At 37.1% G+C, this 12,578-nt stretch carries 11 protein-coding genes; 10 read left to right on the top strand and 1 reads right to left on the bottom strand.

Annotation, left to right across the window (positions count from 1 at the left end):
• Positions 1–6: 6 nt before the first annotated feature.
• The 3 genes from QOX35_RS05655 (at position 7) to aroB (ending at position 2,623) form a co-directional block, all read left to right on the top strand.
• Complete coding sequence (locus tag QOX35_RS05655) at positions 7–237, top strand: hypothetical protein (RefSeq protein WP_252638911.1); 231 nt, start codon at positions 7–9, stop codon at positions 235–237.
• 118 nt (positions 238–355) lie between these two features.
• Positions 356–1,327 (top strand): methionyl-tRNA formyltransferase, encoded by a 972-nt coding sequence (gene fmt, locus QOX35_RS05650; protein WP_283686121.1) that lies wholly within the window; start codon positions 356–358, stop codon positions 1,325–1,327.
• A gap of 240 nt (positions 1,328–1,567) precedes the next feature.
• A complete protein-coding gene (gene aroB, locus QOX35_RS05645) occupies positions 1,568–2,623 on the top strand; it encodes a 3-dehydroquinate synthase (protein ID WP_283686120.1) in 1,056 nt (351 codons plus the stop codon).
• Positions 2,624–2,691: 68 nt separating this feature from the next.
• Here the strand turns inward: aroB and QOX35_RS05640 are convergent, their stop codons facing one another.
• On the bottom strand, positions 2,692–5,052 hold the full coding sequence (locus QOX35_RS05640) for an outer membrane beta-barrel family protein (RefSeq protein ID WP_283686119.1): 2,361 nt from the start codon (positions 5,050–5,052) through the stop codon (positions 2,692–2,694).
• A gap of 208 nt (positions 5,053–5,260) precedes the next feature.
• Between QOX35_RS05640 and QOX35_RS05635 the strand changes: the two genes are divergently transcribed.
• The 7 genes from QOX35_RS05635 (at position 5,261) to QOX35_RS05605 (ending at position 12,562) form a co-directional block, all read left to right on the top strand.
• Positions 5,261–6,337, top strand: coding sequence for a hypothetical protein (locus tag QOX35_RS05635; RefSeq protein WP_283686118.1), 1,077 nt, complete (start codon positions 5,261–5,263; stop codon positions 6,335–6,337).
• A 218-nt stretch (positions 6,338–6,555) separates the two neighbouring features.
• Complete coding sequence (gene topA / locus QOX35_RS05630; protein WP_283686117.1) at positions 6,556–8,892, top strand: type I DNA topoisomerase; 2,337 nt, start codon at positions 6,556–6,558, stop codon at positions 8,890–8,892.
• 35 nt (positions 8,893–8,927) lie between these two features.
• Positions 8,928–10,307, top strand: coding sequence for a sugar transferase (locus QOX35_RS05625; protein ID WP_283686116.1), 1,380 nt, complete (start codon positions 8,928–8,930; stop codon positions 10,305–10,307).
• A gap of 61 nt (positions 10,308–10,368) precedes the next feature.
• The gene (locus QOX35_RS05620) at positions 10,369–10,917 is read left to right on the top strand and encodes a nitroreductase family protein (protein ID WP_283686115.1); all 549 of its coding nucleotides are present in this window, start codon (positions 10,369–10,371) and stop codon (positions 10,915–10,917) included.
• Between the two features lie 6 nt (positions 10,918–10,923).
• Entirely contained in the window at positions 10,924–11,259 is a 336-nt protein-coding gene (locus QOX35_RS05615; protein WP_135105092.1) for a LiaF transmembrane domain-containing protein, read from the top strand.
• A complete protein-coding gene (locus QOX35_RS05610; RefSeq protein ID WP_283686114.1) occupies positions 11,259–12,029 on the top strand; it encodes a Rossmann-like and DUF2520 domain-containing protein in 771 nt (256 codons plus the stop codon). The genes QOX35_RS05615 and QOX35_RS05610 overlap by 1 nt, the downstream gene beginning before the upstream one ends.
• Complete coding sequence (locus QOX35_RS05605; RefSeq protein WP_135105090.1) at positions 12,029–12,562, top strand: KdsC family phosphatase; 534 nt, start codon at positions 12,029–12,031, stop codon at positions 12,560–12,562. The genes QOX35_RS05610 and QOX35_RS05605 overlap by 1 nt, the downstream gene beginning before the upstream one ends.
• Positions 12,563–12,578 lie beyond the last annotated feature (16 nt).

Raw genomic sequence — 12,578 nt, 5'->3', positions numbered from 1 at the left:
GTATTTATGAGACTGTTTATAGGTATTCTGTCGGCTGTAATTATTCTTACAGGTGCTACTTTGACTGTTTTGGCGCTCTGGGGAATTAAACCCATCGAGTGGGGCATTATATGGCGTTCGGGGGCAACAATCGCTATAGCTTGTATTACTTTTTTGGTTATGTGGCTTGTTAAGGCATTGTTTTTCAAGAAAGATCCTTTTAATATAGATAGGAATAACAGAAAAAATCAATACTGATAATATCTATATCAAAATAAACGAAGCGTAGAGATTGTTTGATTTATCAATCTTTACGCTTTTGCACTTTTAGGAATAGCGTTTTATACTTAAATTTGCATTAAACAATCAAAAATAAATGGATAAGAAAGATTTGCGTATCGTTTTCATGGGGACTCCTGACTTTGCAGTAGAAAGCCTGAAAAAACTCGTTGAAAACGGATATAATATAGTGGGGGTGATAACCATGCCCGACAAACCAAGCGGCAGAGGATACAAAATACAGTATTCTGCTGTAAAGAAATATGCGTTGGAACAGAATTTACCTCTACTACAACCCGAAAAGCTGAAAGATGAAAATTTCCTCAGTGAACTAAAGGCGTTGGAAGCCGATCTACAAATTGTAGTTGCATTTCGTATGTTGCCCGAGGTGGTATGGAATATGCCTCGATTGGGAACATTCAATCTCCATGGCTCACTACTACCGCAATATCGCGGTGCTGCGCCTATCAATTGGTCTATAATAAACGGGGATAAAGAAACAGGTGTCACCACCTTTTTCCTTACTCATGAGATAGATACAGGTAAGATAATTCTACAGGAAAAGATCAAGATAGGAGAGAATGACAACGCAGGTAAAATTCACGATGAATTGATGGTTGTCGGAGCCGGGCTTGTACAAAAAACAGTTGATATGATCTTGGAAGGCAGTGTAGATGCTGTAGATCAGCAGCAGTTCTTTTCTGATGAAAAAGACTTGAGACATGCGCCCAAAATATTTAAAGAGACTTGCCGCATCAACTGGAATAAATCGGCGGCAGAAATACATAATTTAATTCGAGGTATGTCTCCTTACCCTACGGCATGGACAGAACTTCTTAGTGAGGGAAAAGAACCTCAAATGGTAAAAATATATCGTTCGGAAGTTATTCCTTCTGCAAACACTGTAGTTCCGGGAACTATTCTGACTGATAATAAAACATACCTGCATGTTACATGTAGCAATAGCCTTATCAGCGTGGAAGAGATCCAGTTTGCCGGAAAAAAAGCGATGAAGGTAGATGAAGTATTGAGAGGGTATAAAATAGAAGAAGGAGCTTATTTTAAATAATTTAGTTTGACTAAATTTATCTTATTATAAAATAACGAAGGAGAATAAAAAACAAAATGTTACACAGATACTATAAATAAAAAAGTGTCACTTTTTTCACTTTTTTAATAATAGCTCTTTAATCAGAGATTTACATAAAGGTGAATCTGAAAGGGGCTAAGAAAAGGTAACAATGAAAAGGGATAACAAACCTGTTACTTTTGTCACCTTTTTATTGTTAACAAATTAATAATAAATAAAATGCAGAAAGTCATAAAGTCTACAGACCTGAATAGAGATTTGTCTGATATCCTAAGCCGATTGTCTTTCGACAAATTGTTTTTGCTAACGGACGAAAATACCGAGAGGTTGTGTTATCCTCTGGTTAAAGATAATACACAGATTGCAAAAGCAGGGAAGATTATAATAAAGGCAGGAGACGACAACAAGAATATAGAAACATTGTCTTCTATCTGGAAGTATCTTTCAGAAAATGGAGCTACCCGACACTCTTTACTTATCAATCTTGGCGGTGGAATGCTAACAGATATCGGAGGGTTTGCTGCGGCGAGTTTCAAACGGGGCATTAAGTGTATCAATATACCCACTACCCTACTCGGTGCTGTTGATGCTGCCGTAGGAGGGAAAACAGGGATAAACTTCAACGGATTGAAGAACGAAATAGGAGCTTTTGCTCCTGCCGAAACAGTGCTGATTGATTCAGTCTTCTTCAAGAGCCTCGATCATCAGAATTTCTTGTCGGGCTATGCAGAGATGATAAAGCATGGATTGATAGACAGTGATAAAGAGTGGCTGGCAACTATGTCGTTTGACACCGAGGAAATTGACTATGAGAAGTTGAAACAGTTGGTTGTAGACTCTGTTGGGGTCAAAGAGCGCATCGTGGAAATTGATCCCTTCGAAAAGGGAATACGCAAAGCCCTCAATCTGGGACATACCATCGGGCACGCTTTCGAGAGTATGTCTTACGAACTAAACAAGCCCGTTCAACACGGCTATGCTGTTGCATGGGGTATCATTTGCGAATTGTATCTTTCTCATCGATTCTGTGGTTTTCCGAAAGAGAAAATGTACAAGACCATTTATTTTATCAAAGACAATTATCATGGTTTCTATTTCGATTGCGACCATTATGAGCGGCTATATGAATACATGAAGCATGATAAGAAAAATGAATCGGATACAGTAAACTTTACTTTCCTTTCGGATGTGGGTAAGATAGAAATCAATCAAACGGCAAGCAAAGAGGATATCTTCGATGCCATCGATTTCCTTCGCGAGAGTGTAGGGTTATAATAAATCCCCAAGGAATAGTATATTCCCTGAGGATTTATATAAAAAATAGTGTCTGGTATGAAGAGTTGTTATCTTCCAAATCGGGAAGTATCCACTTCATCTACTTTCGGCTTTTTGTAATTACCGAACCGATAAGTAAATGATAGTTTAAATACCGGAGCATTGGGATGTAGCTTCATCGTACTATACTGTGTCATATAATCGATCTTTGTTGTTGCACCGTTGCTTTTAAATATATCCTGAACCTGTGCCATGAGTTCGGCTTTGTTGTTTAAGAATGTCCATTTGGCACCGGCTGTTATATCCCACATGCGCTTGATATCATATATACCTTGGAGAGCTCCATTCATATAAAACCCTGAAACATCGAGCTTAATATTGGGTTTGGAAGATATATTGAATGTATTACGCAGCTGTGCTACAAAGGAATACATACTTCTCTTGTAAGGAACATCATAGAACTCATCGTCTTTCTCTTCTTGTCTGAAAAGGTTGATCGTTGCCTTGGTATCCCACACCCTGTCTATTGCAAAAGGTACAACGAGGTATATTCCAAATTGCTTTTCGTAATCGAGATTTACCATTTGGAATATATTCTCCAGACTACTCTGAGACTGGTATGGCAATTGTATGAATCTATCGGGAGTGTACTCATAATAAGCCCCAAGAACATATTTCTGCTTGTAGATCACATTCAGTTGTGTTCTGTACTCTCTTGAGAATTTAAGTTCAGGATTACCCTCTGCCGATGAATAAGCGTTGATCTTAAAACGATCGGTGCTTAATGCCCAATATGGAGGATAGTTGATGTCTGAAGAAAATGACAATTGATACATTAGCTGCTGGTTATGAGTATAACTAAGGTTTGCATTTACAAATGGTTGGAAATCATTCCACAATGTTTTCTTCTCGCCCATAATGTTTATCGCCGCACGAAAATAGTTACCGGATATTGATGCTTGGGCAGATAGCTTTTCACCAAACTGCTTAGAGAATCCGGCAAATACAGATGCATTATACTCCTTCTGTTTGGTATCATTTATTGAATCTACAACGGTGTTATCAGGGTTCTTATAATAGTCATAACTATTGTTGTTTTTGGAGAATGAGAAATTACCTCCATAATTAAAATCCCAGCCGCTTTTGGTTGACACTGTATGATTTGCAAATAACAGGATTTTGTTTACACGCTGCGCTGTCTTGGTTTTAAAGGTAGTTTTTAATATCTGACCATCTTCATAGTCATAATATTTGGTTGTTGAGGGATCGTTGTAAAAGGTATAATCAGCCCCTATATTTAGCTTCTTGTGAGAGTTATATTCCGCTTTTAGATTATGAAGATAATCATTCCCCACTACATCGTCTTTCGAATCTATGCTTGTATATGGATTACCATCTTTTAGATATTTTGTTTGCGAAGTATGGCTTGCATCATATTTGTCAAAGTTACCGGTATATACTATTTTTATCTTATCCTCATTTTTCAGATTGAAGCCAAGTCCAAGCCGGGTATTCAAACTTTCGGGATTGGGCATAGAATAGTTTTTCTGGGAAATATCGTATGCATGCCCATCAAACTGATGTATTGCAAACATATCGCTGGTAGACCAGTTCTTAGCCTTATCTGCACCAATAGAGAAATCAATATTATATGAAGGTTTGGTATATAACAAGCTTCCTCTTACACCAAATCCCGCATAGTGTGCTTGCTTATACTCTGCACTTCCTTCTCCTTGCAAAGTTGGTAAGTCTGCATTCTGATCTTTGAGTACAATATTTATAGCAGCACCTCTTACATTGTATTGAGGTGGTGCACTATACATGATTTCAATATTGGATATACGGGACGCGGGCATTGATTTGAGCATGCTTATTATTTGCTCTTTACTCATACTGGTGAGTTGCCCATTGATCAGAATCGTATAGGCTGATGTTCCGATCAGGCTGAGATCGTCACCAACTCCAGTAATGCTCGGCACATTCTGTAAAGCTTCGAATGCATTTGAAACTACCTTATTCTTAATTAGTAAAGGAGCATCATAAATTAGTTTTCCCGCTTCCGATTTTACGATAGGATGCTCGCCGCTTACCACTATCTCAGTCAGTTCTTTATTTAACGAAAGAAGGACGTATGGCGGAATTTCTAAGTTTGTATCCTGTATCTTAATAGGGTGCTCCTCCTTTTCGTATGTCATGTGTTGTAGAGTGAGTGTATACTCTCCATTAGGAATACCCTTGAATTCAAACGAACCTTGTGTATCTGTAATCGTGGTTCTCAGCCAAAGGCTATCTTTTGTATTTCTCAGAATGCATGTTACAGCTTCCACCGTTTGGTTCGACTCATTCATTGTTATGCCTTTCAGAATATATCCTTGCGCATTGGTTACAACAGCTATGCTTAGTAAGAGTAATAGTAAAAATGGCTTCATAGTTTTATTTTATATTCGTTTCGTTTAGCAAAAGTAGATAACAGCAAGCTGATGATGTGTTTCCGTTTTACTACTTAGTGTTACCAAGTGTTATCAAGAATATTTGATAATAAGTTTTATTATCTATCTTTGATTTACAGTCTATTTTTACGTAAATATAATAACATTACTAAAAAATAGTAAATCTATACAATAAAAAATTAACTACATGCAAAATTCATTTAAAAATAAAGTTGCTAAATTCTGGAATTCTTTTTCGGAAGAAGAAAGTCAGATAAGAGAAATGATGAATAATAAAGTTGAGGGAGAAACTCTACTAAACTTTGTCGACAGCATATTACAAATCGCTTTCCATAAAATCTACTTCGAAATGGGTATAAACAATGAGGGAAAGTATGAATTAATATTAACACCTGAAGGAAATCGCTCTCGCTTGATACAATTACATTACTGGCTACAACATGCTCCACAAGAACTGTGGGAGAAATGGAATTTCTATTCATCCAAGCCTGCACATGCTAAAGCTGGTTCTACACTTACAATGTATAGCATAGAAATCGGAGAAAATGATATTGAAATATATCCCGAAATTGAGAACGAAAAACCCAAAGTGAATATTGAAATATATTCATCCAAACTGATGGATATTGACGAAGACCAACGTTACTCTATGCTCTTTATATATTTAGATCAGTTTATCGGAGAGCTGTATACAATGGAATATATTGGCTCTATCACGTTTGTGAATGAGAAAACTAAAAAGCCAACTGTAAAAATAACCGAATTAAGGTCTTTTATAAACAAAACAATAGAAGAAAACAGTTGGCCTAAATTTGATAACCCAACCGAAATATATACCGGATATCGTATAGAACCAAAAGAAAATAGTGATTGGACTTTGCGAGAAGATATTTTTTCGGGATACACCTCTTGCTCTTCCATCCTCAATGATTTCTATGGGAAAAAGACCGCTCGTTTTAATGAAGCGAAGCAGGACGGAGTGATATTTGGTTTCGCATTCTTCGAAAATATAAATGTGCCTCGCGAAGATATAATAAATTTCAGAGGAGAGATAGAAGACAAGATCGTTGAAGAAACTGTATCCTATGGTATTGCTAATACGATAGGCGGTGCTACAGGCTTTCACTTTTCGTATATCGACTTTATTATATATGATTACGCCGCATTCATAAATATAGTGAAGAGAATTTTATCCACATACAATTTTGAAGAGTTCGGCTATTCAGACTTTTCTATAGAATCAAAACCTATTTTATTCAATTAAATTGTTCAGATAACTCCGGGTAAAAGCTTAAAGAATTTATACATGACTTCTTTTTTATTGATTTTCAATACAAAAAATCAATAAATTACGGCATTAAGATTATTTTTATTCTGCTATTTAAAACAAAATCACTACTTTTGCCGTTCAAAAGAGAATGTATTATTCGAGTACACTACGTTTAGTATACTTGAATATAACACAAGCCTTGATTTAATTGTATGCAGAAAAATTTAGTTATTGTTGAGTCTCCGGCGAAAGCCAAAACTATCGAGAAATTTTTAGGGAAAGATTTTAAAGTTATGTCTAGTTACGGACATATTAGAGACCTAAAGAAAAAAGATTTAGGCATAGACCTGGAGAACAATTATACTCCCATATATGAGATACCTTCCGACAAAAAGAAAGTTGTCGATGAACTGAAAAAAGCGGCGAAAGAAGCAGACCTTGTATGGCTTGCTTCCGATGAAGACCGTGAGGGAGAAGCTATATCATGGCATCTGTATAAGACATTAAAGCTTGAAGAGAATAAAACAAAAAGAATTGCTTTCCACGAAATTACGAAAGATGCAATTCTGAATGCAATAGAAAATCCCCGAACAATAGACATCAATCTCGTAGATGCGCAACAAGCACGTCGCGTTCTTGACCGCATTGTAGGGTTCGAATTGTCGCCCGTACTATGGCGCAAAGTAAAGCCAGCACTATCAGCCGGACGTGTTCAGTCGGTAGCTGTAAGATTGATTGTTGAACGTGAAAGAGAAATACAACAATTCAAATCGGAAGCATCTTATCGAGTGATTGCCATTTTCACAAAAGAAGACAATGGCTCTCAGTACGAAATAAAGACAGAACTAAGCAAGCGACTTAAAACCAAGCAAGAAGCACTAAACCTTCTTGAAAAACTTAAAGAAGCAAGCTTCAAAGTTGAAGATGTAGAGACAAGACCGATGAAAAAATCTCCGGCGGCTCCCTTTACTACTTCAACCTTGCAACAGGAAGCATCTCGTAAACTAGGATTCCCTGTTTCGTTGACAATGATGGTTGCTCAGAAATTATACGAGTCGGGAAAAATTACTTATATGCGTACCGATTCGGTCAATTTATCTAGTTTGGCAATTAACACTACAAAAAATGAGATTGAATCTGAATATGGAAAGCAATATTCAAAAGTTCGCCATTTCTCAACAAAATCGAAAGGAGCACAAGAGGCACATGAGGCCATCCGTCCTACATATATAAATGAGCACTCAATATCGGGCACTGCACAGGAGAAGAAACTGTACGAACTGATATGGAAGAGGACTATTGCATCTCAAATGGCTGATGCAGAATTGGAGAAAACCACTGTAACAGTTAGTATCTCTAATGAGAAAGACATGAAATTCTCAGCAGTTGGAGAGGTTATTAAGTTTGACGGGTTCTTGCATGTATATCTTGAAGGTACTGATGAAGAAATTATAGATAATGAAACAAGCCTGCTTCCTCCTGTAAAAGTTCAGGATGCACTACAAATGAAAGAGGCGACAGCCACAGAACGATTTACACAACGTCCGAGTCGCTATAGTGAAGCATCTCTTGTTCGTAAGTTGGAAGAGCTTGGTATAGGTCGTCCGTCTACTTATGCACCAACTATCTCTACGATACAGAACCGTGAGTATGTAGAGAAGTCGAATATAGAAGGAACAGAGCGTCAGTATAATATCTTAGCTCTCAAAAAAGAAAAAATATCGGATACACAGAAAACTGAAATCACAGGTACAGACAAGGGGAAGCTTATCCCTACTGATACAGGAGTGGTTGTAAATGATTTCCTTATCGAATATTTTCCGGGGATATTAGACTATAATTTTACTGCCAATATAGAAAAAGAATTTGACCAGATCGCCGAAGGTGAAGAAAACTGGACAAAACTTATAGATAAATTTTACAAAGTATTTCATCCTATTGTAGAATCTGCAACGAATACTCAAACAGATCATAAAGTAGGAGAACGTATACTGGGTGTTGATCCTAAATCGGGACGTCAGGTATCTGTAAAGATCGGACGTTTCGGGCCAATGGTACAAATTGGTGTTCAGGAAGAAGAAGAAAAACCTCAGTTTGCAGGATTACAAAAAACACAATCTATCACAACTATTACACTAGAAGAAGCTTTGAAATTATTCGAGCTACCTCGTTCGGTTGGTGAGTTTGAAGGTAAAGATGTTAGCGTTGGTACAGGAAGATTTGGCCCGTATATAAAACATAACGGAAAGTTTATATCTTTGCCTAAAGGATATGATCCTTACAGTGTTGATTTAGATAGTGCGATTTCTTTGATTGAAGATAAACGCCAAAAAGACGCTGAGAAGATAATAAAGACTTTTACTGAGGACGCAGATTTACAAATATTAAATGGCCGATATGGTCCATATATTGCGTATCAAAAAACAAACTATAAAATTCCGAAAGGTGTAGTGCCTGCTGATTTAGATTTTGACGCAGCAATGAAAATAGTGAAGGCAACCGGAGAGAAACCTGCTACTAAAACAAAAGCAAAATCGAAGAAGAAGTAGCATTTTTTCCTTTAAAAATTATTATATTCAGTTGAATGAATAGATTTTTGGAAAAAATATTTGGATACAGGGGATTAAAGATTTTAATACCTTTGTTGGATTTAGCCATCGTATATGGTTCGATAATTTGGTCTTTCTACATTTTTAAAGATAGCCTTGACAACTTCTCCGAAAACTGGTTTTCGTTTGTTGCTATCTGGCCGTATATTGGTATTTGCTATCTAATCTTAAGCCATATATTTGAATTAGATAAACCAAAAGATTTTTCTTTTTTGGGTATAGGGTACACGGTATTTCTGGTTATAGTCTCTCTACTGTTTTGCACAATGGCTATAAGCTTCTTGGCCAGAGAATTTGCATTCCCCCGAAGTATTCTTCTTACTGCCTATGCCATGCAGATTGCAGCAATCACGTTCTGGCACTTTTTTGCCAATAGAATGCACTTTCGCCTGAATAAAGGGAAATCGGTACTCGTTATTGGCTATGAGAAGTCGCAACCTCTAGCATACAAATTATTGGAGGCAAAAGGAATATGGTCTAACTTGAAACATGTTTGTTCCCCCGACCATCTTAATTTATATAACTATATCAACGAATGTGATATAACGTTCATTACCGAAGATGTTTCCGAAGAACAAAAACAGCATATTATTTTATATTGCATAGAACGTAACCGTACTGTATTATATCAGCCTAAAAATTCGGAGATACTCCAATTTAATGCGAACTTCCTGCAAATAGATGATTCGCCGGTTTTAGATGTGAGAGAATTAGGGCTGGGACAGAGTAATGAGCTTTTTAAACGACTGACGGATGTCTTTTTAGGAATTTTGGGGCTGATTGTTTTATCTATTCCATTCATATTTGTCTATTTGGCTTTAAAAATAGGCGGGGGATCGGCATTTTATGCACAAGAACGCATAACGCGAGACAACAAAGTTTTCAAGATATATAAATTTAGGACAATGGTCGAAAATGCAGAAGCTGCCTCGGGTCCTGTATTAGCTCAAGATGTTGACTGCAGAATAACTAAACTTGGCCACTTCTTGCGTGCTACCAGATTGGATGAAATACCTCAGATTTACAATATACTCATAGGCGATATGAGCATAGTAGGCCCACGCCCAGAACGACCATTCTTTGTAGAACAGTTCTGTGCCGAGATGCCTGAATATAACTTGCGTCATAGGGTTAAAACAGGTCTTACAGGTCTGGCACAAGTACAAGGTAAATATAATACATCGGTAAGGGATAAATTAAAATACGACTTGCTGTATATCAACGGCTATTCGTATGCTTTAGACATTAAACTGATCATGCAAACACTGAATATACTCCTTAGAAAAAGCAGTACCGAAGGTGTAAAATCTGTCAGTGAGATTGAAAAGGAAGTTGAAGAATTGACTCGCCGTTAATTTATATATCCAGAGAGTAGAACCAATTAATAAAATAAGAATTTATAAATCATATTGACTTATGAATAATTTTCAAGATTTGGTAACAAATCGTCGGAGTATTCGTAAATTTACAGATGAACCATTGAAACCTCAGCAAGTAGAGACTATTCTCAAAGCTGGGCTAAAGTCACCTTCATCAAAGAGTAAAAATCCTTGGCAGTTTCTATTAGTTGAAGATAAAGAAATGCTAAGAAAGCTGTCGCTATGCAAAAAATCGGGAAGTAAACCGATAGAAGGTTGTGCCTTAGCTATTATAGTTATGGCAGATCCATTAACAAGCGACGTGTGGATAGAAGATGCGTCTATAGCTTCCATTATGATGCAGTTACAAGCGGAAGATTTGGGATTGGGAAGTTGTTGGATACAAATCAGAGAGCGATATACAGAAGAAGAGGAAGCTTCTAATGACTATATCAAGAGCTTATTTAATATACCGATACAGCTGCAGGTTCTTTCTGTTATAGTATTTGGAAATAAAGCACAAGAGCGCTCCCCTATCGACGATGAAAAATTACAATGGGAGAAAGTACATATCGGAAACTTTAATATAAATCAAATAATAGAATAGCTACTTATGGCAACTAATAGCAAGTCAAACGACCGTTTGTCGTATGGGATAACCATACTTATCTTCGGTATTTTATTTATGCTGGACAAGTTAGACGTATTAAGTAAAATCCCTTATGCTGACAGACTAATAGGAGTAGGTTCTTTTTTGCTTATAGCAGGGATTGTGTTCTTATTCACTCAGCCTAAGAGAGTTTTAGGTTGGATATTCCTAGGTATAGGAGTACTGCTTAATGCTGATACGTTCTTTGGTTGGATGCATAATTATTCTAATCTTATTGTTCCGGGGTTATTGATCGTTGCGGGAGTGGCAATGGTATTAAGCGCCAAAAAGAAGAACTAATGAAAGTAGTATTGATAGGAGCAGGCAATGTTGCGACACAATTTGCAAAAGAGCTGTACAGCAAATCTTTTGATATTGTACAAGTCTATAGTCGAACATTAGCTTCTGCCTCCGCTTTAGCCAAGAAAGTGGATGCTGCACCTATTACAGATATATCATTAGCCGTCTGCGATGCTGACTTATATATATTTTCGGTAAAAGATTCTGTTTTAGAAGGATTGATTGCTAGCCTTCCGTCAAATAATGGCTTATGGGCACATACAGCCGGTAGCATGTCTATAAATGTCTTTAAAGGATATACTTCCCAGTATGGAGTAGTATATCCGTTTCAAACATTTAGTAAAGATAGAAAAGTTGACTGGGCGGACATTCCAATATTTCTGGAGGCTTCGGATGATCAAGCATTGGTACAACTAAAAAGCATTGCATCTCAGTTGTCAACGAAAATAGTAGAATTATCAACAGAAGAACGAAAGTATCTCCACCTTACAGGAGTATTTGCTTGCAACTTTACGAATCATATGTACACCTTATCGAAACAAGTTCTAGCAAAAATAAACTTGCCGTTCGATATCGCCTTGCCGTTGATTGACGAAACTGCATCGAAGGTACATTCTTTATCTCCCGAAGAAGCCCAAACAGGTCCGGCTGTGCGCTTCGATGAAAATGTGATGGAGAAGCACCTGTCGCTGATTGATGATGATAAAATAAAACAAATTTATAAACTGATGAGCGAAAGTATTCATCGGTTTGGTAAAAAAGATATATAATGAGTACAATAAATTACGATTTGAAGAAAATAAAAGCATTTATATTTGATGTTGATGGTGTTTTATCTCCCGATTCAATACCTTTGTCTTCAGATGGGTCACCGGTAAGGATGGTAAATATAAAAGATGGGTATGCTATCAACCTTGCAGTAAAAGCCGGCTATAGTGTAGCCATTATCACAGGTGCCGATACAGATAATATCCGTCTTCGCTTCAACAGGTTGGGAGTTAATCATATTTACCTCAAATCGAGAGTTAAGATAAATGACCTCAACGACTATATGGAAAAAACAGGCTATAAAGCCGAAGAGATAATATATGCAGGCGACGACTTGCCAGACTATCAGGTAATGCAGGCTGTAGGGTTGGCTGTAGCCCCCGCAAATGCTGCGCCTGAGATAAAAAGTGTAGCCCAATATATTTCGCATAAAAATGGCGGAGATGGTGTTGCCCGTGATGTCATAGAGCAAGTGATGAAAGCACAAGGTAAATGGATGACACCCGAAATGCTAAGTTCGACAGCCGTATTCTAAAAACATAAAAAATAAA

The sequence above is a fragment of the Dysgonomonas sp. Marseille-Q5470 genome, assembly GCF_951230145.1.
Lineage (GTDB): Bacteria > Bacteroidota > Bacteroidia > Bacteroidales > Dysgonomonadaceae > Dysgonomonas.
The sequence above is the reverse complement of the archived record's forward strand: the minus strand, read 5'-3'. Positions and strand labels throughout refer to the sequence as shown.